Origin of the sequence: Pyrodictium delaneyi (assembly GCF_001412615.1) — an archaeon.
In the GTDB taxonomy this organism is placed as follows: Archaea; Thermoproteota; Thermoprotei_A; order Sulfolobales; family Pyrodictiaceae; genus Pyrodictium; species Pyrodictium delaneyi.
The window spans coordinates 1,503,912-1,521,457 of the sequence record NZ_CP013011.1 but is presented as its reverse complement, the minus strand read 5'-3'; the positions used below and the strand labels follow the sequence as shown (position 1 = coordinate 1,521,457).

At 51.4% G+C, this 17,546-nt stretch carries 17 protein-coding genes; 4 read left to right on the top strand and 13 right to left on the bottom strand.

The genetic code is table 11. The features are described from left to right. The 4 genes from Pyrde_RS07715 (at nucleotide 1) to Pyrde_RS07700 (ending at nucleotide 3,605) form a co-directional block, all read left to right on the top strand. Nucleotides 1–1,167, top strand: coding sequence for a hydrogenase large subunit (locus tag Pyrde_RS07715; protein ID WP_082419673.1), 1,167 nt, complete (start codon nucleotides 1–3; stop codon nucleotides 1,165–1,167). Between the two features lie 14 nt (nucleotides 1,168–1,181). Next, nucleotides 1,182–1,571, top strand: coding sequence for a 4Fe-4S binding protein (locus Pyrde_RS07710; RefSeq protein ID WP_143522170.1), 390 nt, complete (start codon nucleotides 1,182–1,184; stop codon nucleotides 1,569–1,571). Nucleotides 1,572–1,782: 211 nt separating this feature from the next. Further along, nucleotides 1,783–2,745 (top strand): acyl-CoA dehydrogenase family protein, encoded by a 963-nt coding sequence (locus Pyrde_RS07705; protein ID WP_055409638.1) that lies wholly within the window; start codon nucleotides 1,783–1,785, stop codon nucleotides 2,743–2,745. Further along, nucleotides 2,745–3,605, top strand: coding sequence for a phosphatase PAP2 family protein (locus tag Pyrde_RS07700; protein WP_055409636.1), 861 nt, complete (start codon nucleotides 2,745–2,747; stop codon nucleotides 3,603–3,605). The genes Pyrde_RS07705 and Pyrde_RS07700 overlap by 1 nt, the downstream gene beginning before the upstream one ends. On the opposite strand, the gene Pyrde_RS07695 is transcribed toward Pyrde_RS07700, so the two are convergent. The 13 genes from Pyrde_RS07695 to Pyrde_RS07645 form a co-directional block, all read right to left on the bottom strand. Next, nucleotides 3,592–4,350, bottom strand: coding sequence for a phosphoribosyltransferase (locus Pyrde_RS07695; protein WP_055409629.1), 759 nt, complete (start codon nucleotides 4,348–4,350; stop codon nucleotides 3,592–3,594). The two genes, Pyrde_RS07700 and Pyrde_RS07695, sit on opposite strands and share 14 nt — an antisense overlap. A gap of 230 nt (nucleotides 4,351–4,580) precedes the next feature. Then, complete coding sequence (locus tag Pyrde_RS07690) at nucleotides 4,581–5,954, bottom strand: FAD-dependent oxidoreductase (RefSeq protein WP_055409627.1); 1,374 nt, start codon at nucleotides 5,952–5,954, stop codon at nucleotides 4,581–4,583. Between the two features lie 66 nt (nucleotides 5,955–6,020). Further along, nucleotides 6,021–6,590 carry a hypothetical protein gene (locus Pyrde_RS07685; protein ID WP_088171942.1) on the bottom strand — a complete coding sequence of 190 codons (570 nt, stop codon included), beginning with the start codon at nucleotides 6,588–6,590 and terminating at the stop codon, nucleotides 6,021–6,023. A 25-nt stretch (nucleotides 6,591–6,615) separates the two neighbouring features. Next, entirely contained in the window at nucleotides 6,616–6,774 is a 159-nt protein-coding gene (locus tag Pyrde_RS10720) for a hypothetical protein (RefSeq protein ID WP_156328035.1), read from the bottom strand. 17 nt (nucleotides 6,775–6,791) lie between these two features. After that, complete coding sequence (locus tag Pyrde_RS07680) at nucleotides 6,792–7,715, bottom strand: formate dehydrogenase accessory protein FdhE (RefSeq protein WP_055409623.1); 924 nt, start codon at nucleotides 7,713–7,715, stop codon at nucleotides 6,792–6,794. A gap of 167 nt (nucleotides 7,716–7,882) precedes the next feature. Next, on the bottom strand, nucleotides 7,883–8,698 hold the full coding sequence (locus Pyrde_RS07675; protein WP_180385479.1) for a formate dehydrogenase accessory sulfurtransferase FdhD: 816 nt from the start codon (nucleotides 8,696–8,698) through the stop codon (nucleotides 7,883–7,885). A 130-nt stretch (nucleotides 8,699–8,828) separates the two neighbouring features. Next, entirely contained in the window at nucleotides 8,829–9,557 is a 729-nt protein-coding gene (locus tag Pyrde_RS07670) for a formate dehydrogenase subunit gamma (RefSeq protein ID WP_055409619.1), read from the bottom strand. 37 nt (nucleotides 9,558–9,594) lie between these two features. Beyond that, nucleotides 9,595–10,389 (bottom strand): 4Fe-4S dicluster domain-containing protein, encoded by a 795-nt coding sequence (locus Pyrde_RS07665; protein WP_055409617.1) that lies wholly within the window; start codon nucleotides 10,387–10,389, stop codon nucleotides 9,595–9,597. A gap of 35 nt (nucleotides 10,390–10,424) precedes the next feature. Further along, the gene (locus tag Pyrde_RS07660) at nucleotides 10,425–14,219 is read right to left on the bottom strand and encodes a molybdopterin-dependent oxidoreductase (protein ID WP_082419563.1); all 3,795 of its coding nucleotides are present in this window, start codon (nucleotides 14,217–14,219) and stop codon (nucleotides 10,425–10,427) included. Between the two features lie 245 nt (nucleotides 14,220–14,464). Beyond that, nucleotides 14,465–15,250, bottom strand: coding sequence for a molybdenum cofactor guanylyltransferase (gene mobA, locus Pyrde_RS07655; RefSeq protein ID WP_055409611.1), 786 nt, complete (start codon nucleotides 15,248–15,250; stop codon nucleotides 14,465–14,467). Beyond that, nucleotides 15,213–15,653: a DUF120 domain-containing protein gene (locus Pyrde_RS10465; protein ID WP_180385480.1), complete on the bottom strand. Its 441-nt coding sequence runs from the start codon at nucleotides 15,651–15,653 to the stop codon at nucleotides 15,213–15,215. Before Pyrde_RS10465 ends, mobA begins: the two co-directional genes overlap by 38 nt. A 268-nt stretch (nucleotides 15,654–15,921) precedes the next feature. Continuing rightward, nucleotides 15,922–16,434 carry a hypothetical protein gene (locus Pyrde_RS07650; RefSeq protein ID WP_143522153.1) on the bottom strand — a complete coding sequence of 171 codons (513 nt, stop codon included), beginning with the start codon at nucleotides 16,432–16,434 and terminating at the stop codon, nucleotides 15,922–15,924. Between the two features lie 35 nt (nucleotides 16,435–16,469). Beyond that, nucleotides 16,470–17,225 (bottom strand): phosphoglycolate phosphatase, encoded by a 756-nt coding sequence (locus Pyrde_RS07645; protein ID WP_055409608.1) that lies wholly within the window; start codon nucleotides 17,223–17,225, stop codon nucleotides 16,470–16,472. Nucleotides 17,226–17,546: the final 321 nt, after the last annotated feature.

The following is a 17,546-nucleotide window of genomic DNA, read 5'->3' as shown; positions in this document are numbered from 1 at the left end:
ATGCCGGTAATAGAAGTGTCTATTGGGCCTCAGCATCCTGCACTACACGAACCCATTATGCTCCGTGTACGCGTTGACGGTGAAGACGTAGTCGGGGTAGAGGTAGTTACGGGCTATAACCATCGTGGGATAGAGAAGCTCGCTGAGAGCAATACGTTCCTAAAAACCCTCTATATAGTGACACGTGTCTGCGGTATATGCAACATGATGCATTCTAACTGCTATGTCCAGGCCATCGAAGAGATAAATGGTATCGAGCCGCCGCCTCGCGCTCAAGCTCTCCGAGTCCTAGCAATGGAGCTCGAGAGGCTTCATAGTCACATGCTCCTAGCAGCCGTGGTTGCAGAGATAGCTGGATTTGAGAGCCTCTTCATGCTGATAATGAGGGATCGCGAGAAGGTAATGCACCTAAAGGAGCTGCTCACAGGAAACCGAGTCATAGCCGATTATGTATGGCCAGGAGGCGTTCGTCGAGACCTAAGTCCTGAAGTAGCAGAGAAGATAAGACGTAGCATGGATATTCTCGAACAGCGGATAAAATACTATATGGAAGTCTATACAAGCGATAGGTTGCTCCGCCGTAGGCTTGAAGGCATAGGGGTAATACCGTACAGTGTGGCCGTAAGTCATGGACTTGTCGGGCCAACAGCTCGTGGCTCCGGCGTAGATATCGATGTCAGACGCGATGATCCTTATGCTTGGTACGGGGAGCTAGACTTCCAAGTAATTAGACGTAGTGAGGGCGATGCACTCGCCCGTATGCTGGTCCGGTTCGAGGAGGCGTTAGAGTCTATAAACATTATACGTCAAGTGCTAGAAAAACTGCCAAGCGGTCCAATTAACAGTCTGAAGACTCCGCCTCGCCGGTTCCGTGAGGGTGAGGCAATATCACGAGTTGAGGCTCCACGTGGTGAACTCCTATACCATGTTGTTAGTCGGGGCGGCACTAAGCCTTATAGAGTAAAGATAAGGACGCCGAGTATCCCCAACATACTGAACAGTCTCGTAGCCTACCAAGGTGCCACATTGGCGGATATACCGGTCATACTAGCAAGTCTTGATCCCTGCATATCATGCATGGAGCGCGTTATAGTAGTTGATGAACGTACTGGGCGCGAACGTCTAGAGAACTTACGTCAACTAGCTCGTCGGCGGGCAGATCAATAGAAGGGGTGGAAGTTGTGAAGCCGCGTATACTTATCATGCTAAGTGAACTCGTATCAAACTTGGCTAGGCGGCCTGCCACAATAGAATACGGCCTAAAAACCGGCCCAACTCCTAGTGGTGGGTATCGCGGCCTCCACGTGGTTGATGTGGAGAAGTGTATAGGCTGTAGTCTATGCGCTATAGAGTGCCCGCCGGGAGCGATAGAGATGAAGCTACTACCAGGCCAGGAAAATGCTAAGAGGCCACGTCGATATCCGGTAGTGCATTACGATCTCTGTATGTTCTGTTACCACTGCGTAGACATCTGTCCACGACACGCCTACAAAACGAGTAACATCGTGCCGCCGGCTACAGCAAACCGTTCCAGCCTAATAGGTGATCCACTTGCAGCAGAAAAACGCTGAATTACGAGATGCATTGTTGAGCACGTGCTACAATGTAGCGGATGTAATGGACCCAGGTAGTCTGTAGACTGCGTGACATGGATTGTACATATCAAGCCCTTAGGAGGCAATGTAACAGTACCAAAGGGAGAACGAGATGAACAAGTAAAGGTAAGCCGTGAAGTTAAAGCCTCCCGCTATGGAGATGTTAGACCCCCGGTGCCTCGGCGTCTTGAGCACTAGCCAGCATAATCTCGTAACACGTGTTCTCGAGCTAGCAGGAGACTGTAGCAACCTAGGCATGCTAGCCCGTAGAGTTATGGAGACGCGTATAGATCCATGCACGGGTATGAGCCTGGTAAGCCATTGTGTAGCACGCCGCATCCTAGAAGGTCTCGGTGTTCAGGTCCCCGAGGGGTTGCTATCCCCGGCACTCACTGAGCCTCGCGGAGGCTCGGATCTAGCGGGCGTTGAGACCCGTGCCGAGATACTGGATGATGGGAGGGTAAGTATAACTGGAGAGAAGGTCTTCGCGACGAATGCTCTCTATGCTTCAGCGATACTCGTTTTCGCTCAGGGCAACGGCGGCCACGTCTTAGCCCTTGTTGAGCCGAATGCGGCTGGGCTTCACGCCGAACCTCTGGATCTAGAGGCCTATAGCTGTAGTGGAATAGCAAGGCTCCGGCTAGAGAATGTGGAAGCACGGCTCATAGCTGGCCCAGGCCGGGAGCCTTATCGTGTAGTACTCCGGTCTCTAGCTGAAAGCAGAGTCCTCGTTGCAGCACTTGCTGTAAGCCTTGCTAATACGGTGCTTGAAAAGGCCCTAGACTGGGCACTTGAGAGAGACGTCTACAGGTTCCAGGCTGTAAGCCACAGACTTGCTCGAGCTTACGCAGGACTTGAGGCTGCAAAAGCACTCGTGGAAAAGGCAGCTGATGTACTCGAAAGCGGTAGTGGAGTCGACTGGGGGCTTACAAGTGCAGCCAAGTATGTCGCAGTTGAAATGGGGCTAGCGGCGGCTGACGCAGCTCTCCGTACTTTCGGCGGTCACGCAGTACGCAGAGGTATGGGTCTCACTGACCTTCTGCTCCACCTCTACGCACTAGAGCCGGCTGAGGGAACCAGCGACATACAGCTCGAGATAATAGCAAGGAGCCTCGAAAAGTTGTGGAAAACAGGGAGGGGCACAAGCTGATGGACAAACACAGATTACTAGAGTTCGCCCTTTTGGTGGGTGCTTCACTCGAGCTTATCACTTGTATATCTGGCAGCATAGACTACTGCAGAGCTGTGACATACCTAGGCGACGAGGCCATCTACATGCTTGTTGGTATTCTCATCTACGCGCTTCTCAGTGGTGTGCTAGGTGTCAGACTGGTATCGGGCCTAGCACTTGTCTCTAGTATAGTAGTTGCTCTCAAAGTGTTCGTTGGATTACCTAGGCCCCCAATGGAAACGTGGCTAGTGGAAGCCTCGGGCCCGGCATTTCCCAGTGGTCATGCAGCACTTAGTGCAGCTTTCTGGGCTATGGTAGCTCTATATACACGCAGTGTGTTGCTAGCTGTTGTAGGTGTAGTACATACGGCGGCGGTATCTCTATCGAGACTAGTTCTCCATGTCCATTATCCTCGCGACGTAGTAGGAGGCATAGTAATCGGCACGGTGATGTCAATAGCAGCGTACAAGCTACTAGTCAAGAGAGATATAGCCTGGGTACCGCTACTGTTAGGCGTAGTAGGGCTCCCGCTAGCAGTTGCAGCCCTCGTAGCTAGTCCCACTTATCGAGCTGCAGCCCGGTTAACGGGAATAGATGCGGGTTTGATAGCTGCAGGCCTCATACTGGCCAGGATAAAGAGGGTAGAAGAAATACTCGAAGCACCGAGTCTAATGATTAAAATAGCCTCTCTTGTACTATCACTGGCCTCACTCGCTGTAGCAATGATGCTAGAGAAGATTGGACTTATGACTGGAGTAGTCGGGTTTTCGTTCTTTGCCTTGGCTACAGCGTTGTCTAAGCCGTTGCTCACCAAGCTAGCATCATCTAAGCTAGAATAGAGTTTTTCCCGGAATCTGAGAGTTCTCCGCGGCCCCACTGGAGGTACTTGATAGCCTCTTCGTCGCTTACATCGTGCCACTCTATGTATGCGTCGGCAACTGAATAGTTAGGATCGCTACGCAGGTTTGGTACAATAATCTTTTCAGCATCTCCTGCTACGCGGTCAACACCATCTATGCTAGCTGTTGGCGCGGCAGCTATTAGCGTTCTGGCACCATGTTGTCTTAGAAAGCGTAGTCCTGCTATCATAGTATAGCCTGTGGCTATTCCATCGTCTATCAATACCACTGTCTTGTCATCAAGTCTCGGGTAAGTAAGGCTTCCACGAAGTTGTAAAGTTCTCTCTACCACGTAATGGTGTGTAGTCTTTACAAGCTCCTTTACTTCCTCCTTTGTATAGCCTAGGTATACGTGGGCTATCTTTGCATCATAGGCGTATGTATTGTTGGGAGCTACAGCGCCGAACCCTGCTTCTGTAGTCCACGGAAATGTGATCTTCTTGACAACGATTATATCAAGGGGGAGACCTAGGCTACGTGCAACTGTAGCGGCTACTGGTATGCCTCCTGTAGCAATGGCATATACAACTGTCTCGTTTATGTTTAGATCCAGCATGGGAAGGATGCTGGCTAGCACTTTGCCAGCCTCTAGACGATCCCGGTAGATTGGTGCGCGCCAACTTAGATTCTCGCAGTATGTGATGCGGCCCCGCTCTGCTAGCTTGCAGATGTCTGCTGCAGCCATAGCATCCCCTCGGTGCTCCTGGCGTCAATGTTCATATGTAATGGTGCTTAGTTACAATCGGTATTATTGATTACTGTAGAACAACTTCTGAGAGTGTTCTATGATATATACTCTCGCGATCATGAAGGGTCTCTAGTGTATCTATAGCGGATACTTGCCAAGTCAATGTGGTGTTATGTTATTAGGTATTCAAGGAGTAATAAAGGGGGGGGTAGTGCTAATCCTGGCTGTCAAGGTTTTGTGCCGAGTTTCCGGAAGAATAGCCTAGCAGCTATGGTTAGCGGATCCCATACGGGATTGAGACCTGGCCAGTAGCCTACATCAACGCTAAAGAGGTCCCAGACAGTTGCACCTCGCCATATTAGTGATGCGATAACGTTTACTCTCCAGAAGCTGCTAGGGTCACTAGACACAGCTTGTGCGCCCAATAGTTTCCCTGTCTCGGCATCAGCTACAACTTTGAGCAGTATCTCGCCTGGCTCGCCCATGTAGCGGGCCTTAGTAGGAGCCTTAACCTTCACAGCCACTGCATCGAAACCGTGTCGACGTGCCTCTTCCTCGTTGAGGCCGGTGGCTGCAACGTAAAGCCCGAAAGCACCCATAGCGCTTGTACGGACTACGCCGGGGAATACTGCATCACCGCCTGCTATGTTAGTCCCAGCTACGAAGCCCATCTTGTTGGCTGCAGTTGCAAATGGCCACCAGACCCGCCCGCCTGTCACGAGATCACGTGTTTCAGCCACGTCGCCTACAGCGTAGACATCCTTGATACTTGTCTCCATCCTCTCGTTAGTCCAGACTGCCCCCGTCTCGCCTATCTTTAGACCCATCTGCTCGGCTAATGTAGTGTTTGGCTCAATGCCGCTCGCGGCTAGGAACACGTCGCCATCTATGCGCTCGCCGTTGTCGAGTAAGACGCTTGCAGCTATATCGCCAGCACCTTCTATGTCGGTAACACGGTGGCCCAGGACTAGCTCTATGCCTGCATTCTGCGCCCTCTCCATGAGCTCCCCAGCCATATCGTGGTCTAGCATCTTGTTGAGGAGCCATTCGCCGCTATGAATCAGGATTACTCTACGGCCGAGCCGGGCAAGGTTTTCAGCAGCCTCAACCCCGGTATAACCACCGCCTATGACTACGACGCGCTTTACGTCGTTTCTAACTACCGTGGCACGTAAACGGTCGGCGTCGCCTAGGCTGTGAAGAGTATACACGTTGCGGTAGCGAAGCCACTCGCCGGGGACGCGGGGCCGGGCGCCAGTAGCCAGGACAAGATAGTCGTACTCGTAGACTCCCTCCTCGCCTGTGGCAAGGCTGCGGTAGCGGAGCTGCCGTGCTCCAGGGTCGACCTCGGTCACAATGGTTTTCAGCTTGACGTTTATCCCGCGGCGTCGCGTAAACTCTTCAAGAGGATAGTGAACTAGCATGTCAAGAGTTGGGACTCGGCAGCCGATATAATAGGGAGTTCCACAGAGAGCAAAGCTAATCCAGCTTCCTTTCTCGAACACCGTAACCTCTGCCTTATCGCCTAGCAGCCTCTTAGCTCTACTAGCAGCAGCCATGCCGGCAGCTCCGCCACCTACAACGGCGATGCGGACAGTCATGGAGCTGTACACCCTTCACCAATGGCCAGAAGAAGATGAGAGAGCAAATATACGCTACAGCATTGACTACCTCTGTGCGTAGAGACAGAAACTACAACGTCCATTCTCCAAGGATCTACCACACACAGGGCACGTAGCATCCTGGCCTAGAGCCGGCAGGCTCCTATCAGATTCTAGCACGGCCCGTATAGCCCTGGCAGCGCCTGCAGCTACTGCTGCGGCGAGGAATGCGACAATCCACTCGGCGGCACCAAGCTCCCTTGACACCGAGACTATAAAGTCTAAGTCTCCGAGCAAGTAGCCACGGGCAAGATCGTAGACGGGTAGCTTTCCCGACATGAGGGCGCGTCGAAGGGGCCTAGCTTCCTCGTAAAAACCAGTAGACTCTAACCGGGCTATGATATCGGCAGCAAAGTCGGCATACTGTAGCGGGTTTAGCGGCGGCGGGCCTCCCTTTACTGCTACGGGCAATGCCTTGGCTGATGCTAACATTGTGTAGAGGTTGATAGCATGCTGTGGCATAGTGGTCTTCATTACTTCTACAATCTTATTCGTAGTCTCTTCTAACATCCCCAAGAGTTCGTCACGGTGTCTAGGCGCATATGCTACAGCATTCAAGAGTCCTGGGAGCGGCAACGAGACTCTCCTCCTGCTATCGCTCTTACTGCCTCTGCTCGTTATCTCCGAGCACCTTGTCAACGGTCTTTTTCTTCCGTTTTTTCCCCAGACTCTTGCATTTCGACAAGCGGCCTAATTCAAGCTCTTCAGCAGCATAGAAGTCTTCAGGCATTTCCTCTACGAAGCCGCCATCTTCCGACAACTTGTACACCCTAGGGCCTACTGCCTCTTGGAGGTCATTGCCTCGGCTACAGAGTCGAGGATAAAAGTATAGACGTCGTAAAGTTCTCTTGGTGGTAGCCCGCTCTTGGCGGCGGCTTCATCCTCCTCATCTACTATCTTCCAGTAGGCTCCGCAATGGCGGCAATAGTAAAGCCGTAACCATTGCCTAGACTCCAGAGGTTGATAGAATACCACATCGCCTGGCTTGTCCGTGCCACAATAGGGACATCGAGCGCGGGGAAAGACCCACTCCATTCCGCAGACCTGGCAACGGAGGAACTGCTTCCTCCCTTCCCCCTTCATGTACCCGACGCGTGTGACAGAACCACAGACTGGACAAAGACCTTGCTGCCAGTATTCCCGAACCCAACCTAATGCGTTGCTAGCAGCTACGCGTAGTGCACTAAGCAAGGGCTGGATTAACCAAAGGGCCAGCGCCCGAACACGGTCCCGGTCAGCTGAGACAGCGCCTGCCCATGCATGGATACTATCTTCTCGACCTTCCAATAGCTCTTCAACGAGCTGAGAGATACTTAATGCTGCCTTCTCCACTGGATCGCGGAGGGAAGCTGTAGCACCTTTGAGACTGTAGCCCTCCCTTGCTACAGCGTCTATTATATCGAGCATCGAGCGGCGCAGAAATTCTTCATCCATAAGCGGTTTAGGGAGACCACCAAGAATTATGATGAGAGGTACGCGTTGAAATGCTATCTTCCGTGCTGCCTTAGCTACTTCCTCAATTAGTCCAGCCTCCTCCAGGCGGCGCAGAGCCTCCTCCTCTATACGTGCCTGGACCTCGTATAGGGCCTCCAGTATGCGGTAAGAAGATTCGTTCCTCTTGTCCTCTTCAGAGAATTTCCCGAGCCAACTTCTTATCTCGGGAAATCTGTCGCGCAGAAGTACGTGCTTCCCACTACCCATAACACGAAACCTCACAACTATAGTCTAAGCGTTATGTACAAGAGAACAAATCCTCTAGGCTAGTAAAGCACGAAGTCATATACGTGTTCATAGCCACACCCTTAGGCTGTCATAAAGAATGGTGTGCATTCACGGGGTTATTAATTGATGCCGGGTCAGGGTAAGATTCAGCACACCGGCAGTATAGAGGCAGCATAAGAAGGTGGCTCTCCTGCCTCCTTAACCGACAACACTAGGGGCGCATTAACTACCAGTTCCGGCGACGTGTAGACTGCGAGGCCTCGGCTATCGGGCCTACGCAGCACCAGTGCAACACCATGGCGAAGAGCGGCTGCAAGGCCACTCAACAACGGATGATGATTGGCAACTATGACCCGGACTCCAGCCCTTGCCAGAGCCTCTACAGCGTCGCCGGATATCCTCCCTGTGGAGACAGCGAGCAATGCAAGACCACGTAGTTTCCCAGAGCTAGCAAGTCTCGAGAGCATACCTGCAGCCTTCAGCACTGCACTATGGCGGCTGACATCACTGACGAGTATCAACCTCCGCGGTTCACCGTCTTGAGGTATCCCGTATACGGCCACAGTGTGTACGGCGAAGGGGCATTGAGCCTTAGGCACAGACCTTATCAGGTCACGATAGACTCTTTCTATGACGTTCCAGTCGAGCGGTCTCTCATCGGGAAGGCTCGTAGCCATAGCCCTGACAAGTCGAGCCCTAACTAGGAAGCTCATATCGCCTAACGGCTTGACCTCGACAAGCTCTACATGATCGCCTAGGGTAGCCAATCCATCGCGTAGAGCTAGCCCTGCTATGGCGTCAGCCAAGTAGTTCGGGCTCGTGTGTATAGAGCCGACGTATTTGTCGTCAACCTCTATTATGTACTTGTAGTCTGCTGCTATGCGTAGTCCTGCTACAAGCGTTGTGGCTAGACTACATTCTTTAGTGGCATCTGCGCCTGGTGTAACTTCCCCTGCAGTCATGTCTAGTACCATCTCCATCTTATCTATATTACTCTCAACTTTAATGTAAACTTCGACATAAGGTAAGAATATGAAAAAGAGAATAGAGGATGTATATGCAGCATAGTTGTTTCAATGTATTGCCGAGAGCTTAGTCTTCGCTTCTTATTTTCTCATAGTATAATGGGTGATGCTTCTTCACAAACTCTTCTGGTGCAGTACCGGTGCGGAACATGGCTCTCAGCATTGGCCTATGCTCTGGTATTCCTATGGCGAGATATATGTGGATTATTAGTCCAGCAATACTTATCCATGCTAGCCATGTGTGTAGCGTATGAGCAGTGTTTACCACGCTTTGGCTGAAACTGTCGCGGAACCACATTATTATGCCTGTTATGAAGAGTAGCGTAAAGCCAACGACTACACCTATTATCCACAGTTTCTGGCCGAGGTTATACTTGCCGAACCGTGGTTCCTTCTTTCCTACATAGTAGTCTATCAGATTCTTGACGGCAGCTCCTAGACCGCCTTCGGGCCATATCTGCCACTTCCTAGCCCGTGGTAGCTCGCCTAGGAGCCACACTAGGCCTATGAACGCCATTCCTATTCCTGCGAGCCGGTGGACTATCCTAGCTACTTGTACACCGAGGCTATAGGCGCTATAGCTCTGCTCGAGCGGTGAAAGCCCGAGGGCTTCAGCAAAGTAGGATGCTGGTGTACCTAGTGTATATGCTAGCCACTCGAAGAACCCTCCTAGGGGGTCTGGCAGGCTGTTGGCGGAGACTATCAGCCCCGTTAGTATTAGGGCGGCTGCGAAGTGTATAGCGTGTTTATGTGCCCATATCTCTAGTTCACTGAAGAGTTTAACCTCCTTACCCATTATGTAACACCCCCTTCATGATTGTAAGTAAAACACGTCATTTCTCGGTCTTGTTCCTCTCCTCGATCCTCTTAGCCCTCCAGTAGATGGCGTGAGCTACTGCACCTACAGCTGCTAGCGCTGCAAGACCTACACCAACGTTGCGTCCGGCTTCAATGAGTGGTAGTGCTCCTGTCGGGTTTTCTGGGAAGCCAATAGCCTCGTACCACTTCTTGCCCTCCTCGGCTCCAAAGTTCCGGAACTTCCTCGTCACGTAGAGGTAGTGAGTGCGTCCGACGTAATCGTTAACGTTGTCTCCGTACACCTCGTAGCCGGCGGCGCGGTACTTCTGGAGCAGTTCCTCCCAGGGGCCGAACTCTAGTGCATCAGTTGGGCAGGCCTCGACACATGCGGGTGCGAGGCCATTCTGTACACGGTCGATACAGAATGTACACTTGTATACCTTGTTCGATATCGGGTCGTAGCGTGGCACATCGTAGGGGCAGGCCTCGATACAGTAGCGGCAACCTATGCACTTGTCGGGACGGATTACCACGGCGCCCTCGGGATGCACCTCTATGGCGTTGACCGGGCACGCCTTGGCGCAAGGTGCCTCGCTACAGTGCATGCACTGGCGCTTCTTGAAGAGCCAGAATGGTGAATCGCCCATCAACCCCTCTAGGAACTCCATTATCATCCAGGTGTTCGGCGATAGGTCTACTGGGTTGGTGTAGCCCTCAGGGTTGAAGCTAGTCTCTTCAGCTTTCAGCCCGTTCCAGACCTTACACGCTGTCTGGCATGCCCTGCAACCTATACATGTATCGAGGTTGAATACTATCCCGTACTCGGTCATGCGTGATCACCCTGCCCCATGGTGTTGAAAATTGGTTAGAACACTTGTATGCGGGGTTTAGCCTGGTAAGTGTACTTGTCTGGGCTGGCCTTCTTCACCCATGCTAGGAACGCCTTCGTCTCCTGCATCGTAGTAACTATGTCCATTACTAGTATTGATATCGTGTTGGCTACGTCGAAGCTGTTGTGGGCGCCGCTCCAACCCCAGCTCCACGGCACGTTGATCACGTAGACCTCCTTGTTGCCTATCCTCAGCTTAGGCATGCGGTGTGTTACCAGTGCTCGCACGTAGATCTTGTTCCTATTGTTGCCCAGCTCTACTATGTCGCCACTCTTTATACCCAGCTTTTCGGCTAGCTCGACTGGGATCTCTGCGAAGGGCTCTGGCAGCGTCTCGGCAAGGTACGGCACGTTGCGCGTCATGATACCGGTGTGGAAGTGCTCCTCAAGACGGTTCTCGGTAACCACTACCACTTCTGCATCGCTAGGCGCGTACTTCTTCAGCTCTTCATAGGTCGCTACCACGGCCTTGTATAGTTCCGGCATCTGCTCTGGTGGCTCTATGTAGAACAGGTTCTCTATCCTCCTCCAGGCTAGTGCTGGGTACTTGGTTGCCATCTCTATGCTCGGGCTTTCAACTGGCTCGAAGTGGAACGGGTAGTCGATACTATAGGCCCATACCTTGCCGTCAGGTCCAGTTATAGCATACCACTCGCCATACTTGTCTAGGAACTCCTTGACACACTTCTTGTAGTTCTCAGGATTGCCTCCAATGCAGGCTGTGAATTCTTTTACGAACTTGTCGTGCACCGGGCGCCATTCCTTCCAGTCCTTGTAGACTATCGTCTTTCCGTTAATGGTCTTGGTGCCCTTGAAGTACGGCTTATAGAACACGGCCTTGCCGTAGTCTAGTATCAGCTCGGGGTCATAGTAGAAGCTCTCGCACATCGGACACCTTATGTCGAGCTCCTCGACAGTCTTTATCTCGTAGCCGCCGCCAGGCTTCCAGAACACTATCTTGCCGACGGTCTTGCCGTAGCGTATCATGTCTTCGGCGTAGGCAGCGCCAGTGAATATGTCGGCCGTGGTCTTCTGGCTGCACTTCTCTGTGAGGCATGTCCAGGCGCGCTTATAGTACTTGCCTATCACGAAGTTGTGGCCCGGTATGAAGGCCGGTCTAGGCATCTTTGTTTTAGCATCTATCATTTCGCCGGCCTCGCCAGTGATCTCCACGGTCTTGCCGTCTAGCTCTGGGCCTACGGTCCATTTGCCTGGCTCAAAGGTGAAGCTGTCCTTGCGGCCGAATGTCTTCTCCAATGTGTACAGGTTGTAGAGTATCCTGACGTTCCTGGGCCAGCTCCAGCCCCAGTCCTTGAAGAGCCTCAGCGGGGCCTTCCCGCCAGGGTGCTCGAGGGTGCCACTGTCGAGCAGACCGTCAGGCTGGCCGGGTACACGTGGCGCGGATATCCTCCTCATGGCTAGTATCTTGTCGTGGGCCCAGTCGTACTGGCCATAGTAGAGGTCTACAGCAGCATCGATCTCCTTGTAGACGAGCACCGGGTCTACTTCCCGGTAGTCGGTCCACGGGAATCTACCGCTGCCATAGTTCATGTAGGGCTCTATCTTCCTCCGGTAGAGCTCGACCAGCGTATCGGCCTCGGGGTGCTTCACTACTACACGCTCGATCTTCTTACCGTACTCCTCGCTCGGCAGCTTTACTAGGCCACTACGCCTCATGTAGTCCCAGAACTTGTACATCACCCATAGGTCTGCCCTGGCATCGCCGGGTGGCTCTACCACGCGGTGCTGCCACTGTATCCAGCGGTTGCTGTTAGTTATGCTGCCCTCCTTCTCGTACTGGAACGCGGCCGGGAGGAATACATCGGCGAACCATGCGGTCTCTGTTATGAATATGTCGGACACTACTAGGAGTTTTAGCGCTGCGAGAGCCGCCATGGTTATCTTAGAGTCAGCGTCGCTAATGGCTATGTTCTCGCCGAACAGCCACATGGCCTCTATCTTTCCGCCGATCTTCTTTGTCCTCGGGTCGTCGGGCAGTAATACGCCCATCCACCAGTTGTTCTCGGTGTAGCCCTTGTTGAATGGTAGATCGCTTATCACGACGCTGTTCTCGTCCCACGGCTTATCCTCGGGATCCGTGCCGACGAAGATACCCATGGCTAGCTCGTAGCGGCGCCAGTTCATGAACCACCATGCCCAGAGTAGCGCCCCACTGTTTACTGTTAGCTTGCAGTTGTCGCCGTTATCGTCGCAATCGCTGCACTTCAGGCCGAGCGCCTTACAAGTGTTCATGCTGGGGCGCCAGTTGAAGGCGTCGGGGAAGCCCTTCAGCTTCCACTCCTGGTAGGCGCGGATCTGCTTACTATTGGTCGGGATCTTGATGTAGCCTGGGAATATGTGGCTTAGTATACATAGGTCAGTTGTGCCTTGCACATTACTGTGACCACGGTAGGGGTTGAGGCCGCCTCCTGGGAAGCCTAGATTGCCCAGGACTAGCTGAACCAGGGCGGCGAGGCGGGTATTCTGTGTGCCTACGTGGTGCTGAGTGAGCCCCATAGCCCACTCTATCGAGGCGAACCTCTTGAACCCGGTGGTTACTCCGCTGTTCTCGACGAAGAGCCGGGCTATCTCGCGAAGCTTCTCGACCGGTACACCAGTTATCCTCGAGACCTCTTCGGCAGTGAACCTCTTGGCTATGTCCTTTATCTCCTCGATCTCAGCTATGTCTATGTTGAACCTCTTAGCGTACTCGCGGAAGGTGTCGAGCCGGTCTACCGGCGGGTTGCGCTCGAAGAACGCGTAGTGTAGGATGTAGTACATTATGGGTATGTCTGTGCCGGGGCGGTGGAATGCGAATATATGGGCCTTGGATGCAGTGCGCCCATACTTCGGGTCCACCACTACTAGTGTTAGTGTGCCGCGGTTGATGCCCTTCATGACGTGCCTCATTGAGACGGGGTGGGCCTCGGCAGGGTTCCCGCCCAGGATGAGGTAGACGCTGATATACTGGGTGTCGGGGAAGCTCTGGGTCTGTGCGCCGAAGCCAACTGTGCCAGCTAGGCCGGCCACTGTAGTGGAGTGACAACGCCGCGCATCATGGTCTATGTTGTTGCATCCTATAAGCATTGATATCTTCCTTATGAGGTATGCTTCCTCGTTGAGCATCTTTGCGCCGGCTATTATCATTACAGGGTACTTGTTGCCGAAGCGGAAGTAGCAGCCCTTCCTGCTATCACATATCTTACCGTCATAGGGGTGGTATACTCTAACAGCATCAGCATTGGCTTCGAGAATCTCTCTCATCTTCTTCATTACGTATTCGAAGGCCTCTTCCCAGGTTACAGGCTTCCAGACTGGCTTATACTTCTCCAGGACCTTCATGAGCTCGTTGGAGTCCCTGGCTTCTAGTATCTCCTCGGGCTTGGGCTTGGGATTTACGCGGATAAGGGGTGTACGGGCACGTAGAGGATTGTGGGCGCCGAACAGCTGTATGGAAGCTTTGCCTTTTATACAGAGCTTGCCCTCGTTAAGAGGATTGTCTGGATCGCCTTCCTGGTACACTACCTTATTGGCTTGCTTGTAGAATATGATTCCGCAACCAACGCTACAGTATGTGCATACACCGCGGATTTCAACTGTCTCATAGAGACTCTTATTGCCTATCTCGCCGAGCATATACTCCTTTGGCGGAGTATAGCCAAGTGCTCTTCTAGCACTGCTTGGCAGCATAGCCAGTGCAGTCATCAATGTTGTTGCTTTGAGGAACGAGCGTCTATTCAAATCGGGCTTGCTTTTACGTTGTGGCGGCATTCGGCAGAGCCTCCATCATTCATCATAATTAAAAATTATCATGATTATTTATTAATCTATAGCTAGATAAAATTATGGTTGCTCGATAACGCGTGTTCAAATAGATTAATGGTGATAAGGATAAATTTATGAATAATAGACAATACTATACTTTTTACAATATTTCGAATTATATAATATTGTTAATAATAACTGTACAATATACTATTAAGTAGCTGATGTGTCATAGCGTATAAAGTTATAACTCACTGTTTACAAAGCATAAGAAAGTCCTTCCATGCCTGTCTTTCCAAGTGAATTATCCCAAGCTTGTGATATTCGTTTCTTTCTCGTGCTAGCCTAAGACATAGTTGGTCTCTTGGCGCAAATGGATCTAAATGGGGCTCCGTAATCAGTATGTCTTTCGGTCCAAGGTTATTCTTTGGTTCACGGGTTTGTAGGCGCTCGCGGGTATTAATGTGGGAAAATACTATCGGATTCCATGTAAGGAGTCCCGAGCCAACAAGTGTAAGTCTCGTTGAAGCTCGATAAGGATCACTAGCTCTCAGTTCTCCTCGTAAATTGCAAAGCTGAACAAGTATCTTCGGTAATCTTTCCACAAGGCTCCAACGTATTGTGGCTACTAGTGTCTCAAGAAAACCGCCACTATGCATTGGTAGTGCAGCCTCGGCCTTGGTCTGTTCCATAAAGGCCTCTAGTCTAATCAATACGTCTGGTGTTATCCATGGCATATCTCCTGGAGTTACTAGTAGTACACGGGCTTGAAGGGACTCTAATCCCGTTAAGGCAGCTGCTGGTCCTCCACATGCAAGCCAGTCTGGGTCATATATGCAGCCATCTAAATTAGCGATATCCGTGTATATCTTACAGCGTTGCTCTTCCCGTGTTGCAACATATACAAGCTCTGCGCCAGCTGCTTGAAGAACATCACTAATCCGTGCAATTGCGGGCCTACCGTCAGTTAAAGCGATGAGCTTGTCTCCGCCAAAACGTCTACCCTCGCCCCCTGCTAGTATTAGGCCTACTTTCATTGTCTCCGCCTCTGCAAAGGACTTCTACACGGATTGTATCTCCTTTGAGTAGTGTGGATAGTCTCTCACATGCCACGATCTCAAGCACTGAAGGCTCGTGACTGCTTAACAATGGGCGTATAACGAGTACATCTGCGGTTCCCTGGTTTGTCTCCACTTTGGCTCTCCAGACATATACTGCGCCGAGATGTTTGCCTTCCCATTCCGTCTCTGGCACTACTATTGGCTCGCATAGCCCGGCTAGTTCACGCCAATCAATGTCCGTCTCAATATTTAGGGTTCCTGGAAATGGTTTGCAACTCAGTAACTTACTGAACCATCCACTATAATAGGGATGCGATATGTAATAAGCACCGACGCCAAAACCCTTTACACGTCGGCCCTTGATAATCCTCGCTTGCATGTCAGCTCTCCCGGCGTGTTTCGTTATCCCGGATGCCGACACGACTAAGGACAACATTTAAAGAAGCATGCTGCTGCACGGGCCTAGCTACGTAAGAATGAGGCATAGTCGTGGAGGCTCAGATGCAATGTATCAAGTGATTAGCGGAGTTGAAGCATACATGCTTGTTTGACTACTAGGAAATACCTGCAACACCTAAATCAATTTAGTAGATAAGCACCCTACGTTCAATACTCTCACATGAGCGTTATATAGTTCTGTATATGATTTAGCTATTATAGCTTAGCTCTAGCCTACACTCTCTGCTATCGCTTTTAGCGTTCAAAATAACCACGTAGTGTTTACTTGATTCAACCCTAGTAAGAAGTAGTTCACTCTTGATAGGTGTTGGAAGTACTTGTATGCAAACAGTGCCAGGTGGGGGCTTCTCGATTCTTAGACGGAGTTCAGCAGCTATGATTACTTGATTGCTAGTTTCTTCTATATTGGTTACCTGTAGAGATTCGACCTTAACTACGTAGCAAGGATTTGGCGGCTGGATATGAGCTACTAGAACGAGCTGGTTAGTTACTGGTTCCAGCTTAGCAGAAATATGTACAGCATCTAATTGGCATGTAGTAGACTCTAGTGTTACTTCTGGGTAGTGGATGAAAGAGGGAAAGGCAGTTATAAGGAATAGTGAAATAGCTATACTCGCAGATAACAATGCTAGCCTAAAGGGAGGCGGTACAGCTCCAAGGAGCGCCAAAACTACTATAAGTAGGAGAAGTATAAGCGCCATGTTCCTCAGCCGCATAGTGTATTAGAACATGGGTCTCACTTATACTTCTCCACTATGATCTTAGCTAATAATGCTACACTTTTGCCGCTCTCGCCCGGTACTACTATGTCGGCTCTTTTACGCAACAGGGGGTCGGCATTCCCCACGGCGGCTAGTAGTACACCAGCTTCACGCATTTCCAGGTCGATCACCGAGTCGCCTATGGCGATGACACAGTCAGGGTTAAGCCCGGCATAGCGCAGCGCCAAGCTGAGTCCAAGTCCCTTGCTCGCCTCTAACGGTCTTACGTGTATAGCATAACCACTATGGCTTAACTTTACCTGGTGTCCTCTCTCCCGTAGTAGCTTCTCCGCTTCCTGTATCACTTCCTCCACTGAGCCTCGACGAACTGTAAACGCATAATCATGAAACCTGCAGCGATTCTGCCAGCTTGGCTCGATTATACCGCTCATTTCCTCCTCGAGGACTCTGGCGGCAGCCCGGGCTGTGCCCCGGCACGCGCTAGTGAAGGAGCCACGGCGGTAAACTAGGCACCCGTTCTCTGAGACGTGAGGCCCCTTTACGCCTATGTACCGGGCAACGCCAGCAGTCACCATTACGGAGTTACCGGTCACAAGCATAACCCGTATTCCCGCATCTTCTAGTGCACGCAATGCCTCTACAGCTTCAAGGCTTAAACGAAAGTCTCCTCTCTGTCTTCTCTCGGTAATAGTCCCGTCGATATCTACTGCTAGGCCGCATATTCGCTGAGGTAGAAGCTCTACTAGAGCCTCATAGCTGTTTGTGTCCAACCGGGGTCACGCCTCCCTGCCTATCTCTCCACCTAGCACTTGGCATCATCTTGGGAGATTTCTAAAGCTCAGCTCTAGCCTCTTCGTATCAATAGACAGTAGAGATTAGAAGCCTTGCTGCAGCGCTTTTAGCAGTGTCATGATGTATAGTTACTTGCTCTTGCCTAGGATTGCCTTGATTACGCTACCAGGTTGCGTTCATACTGACTATAAGTGTCTCTACAAGGATTTCCTAGTTTCGTACCTTTCAGCTCTACATTATTCGTGTGATAAAATAATTAGTGATGTCGTGGTCTCACCGGTAGGGTCATAGCCCTAGTG

Coding starts and splice junctions, on each gene's coding strand:
- Pyrde_RS07660 (WP_082419563.1), bottom strand. CDS start 14,219: ATGCCGCCACAACGTAAAAGCAAGCCCGATTTGAATAGACGCTCGTTC.
- Pyrde_RS07650 (WP_143522153.1), bottom strand. CDS start 16,434: ATGGCGCTTATACTTCTCCTACTTATAGTAGTTTTGGCGCTCCTTGGA.
- Pyrde_RS07700 (WP_055409636.1), top strand. CDS start 2,745: ATGGACAAACACAGATTACTAGAGTTCGCCCTTTTGGTGGGTGCTTCA.
- Pyrde_RS07690 (WP_055409627.1), bottom strand. CDS start 5,954: ATGACTGTCCGCATCGCCGTTGTAGGTGGCGGAGCTGCCGGCATGGCT.
- Pyrde_RS07665 (WP_055409617.1), bottom strand. CDS start 10,389: ATGACCGAGTACGGGATAGTATTCAACCTCGATACATGTATAGGTTGC.
- Pyrde_RS07680 (WP_055409623.1), bottom strand. CDS start 7,715: ATGGGTAGTGGGAAGCACGTACTTCTGCGCGACAGATTTCCCGAGATA.
- Pyrde_RS10465 (WP_180385480.1), bottom strand. CDS start 15,653: ATGCAAGCGAGGATTATCAAGGGCCGACGTGTAAAGGGTTTTGGCGTC.
- Pyrde_RS07695 (WP_055409629.1), bottom strand. CDS start 4,350: ATGGCTGCAGCAGACATCTGCAAGCTAGCAGAGCGGGGCCGCATCACA.
- Pyrde_RS07675 (WP_180385479.1), bottom strand. CDS start 8,698: ATGACTGCAGGGGAAGTTACACCAGGCGCAGATGCCACTAAAGAATGT.
- Pyrde_RS07670 (WP_055409619.1), bottom strand. CDS start 9,557: ATGGGTAAGGAGGTTAAACTCTTCAGTGAACTAGAGATATGGGCACAT.
- Pyrde_RS07715 (WP_082419673.1), top strand. CDS start 1: ATGCCGGTAATAGAAGTGTCTATTGGGCCTCAGCATCCTGCACTACAC.
- mobA (WP_055409611.1), bottom strand. CDS start 15,250: ATGAAAGTAGGCCTAATACTAGCAGGGGGCGAGGGTAGACGTTTTGGC.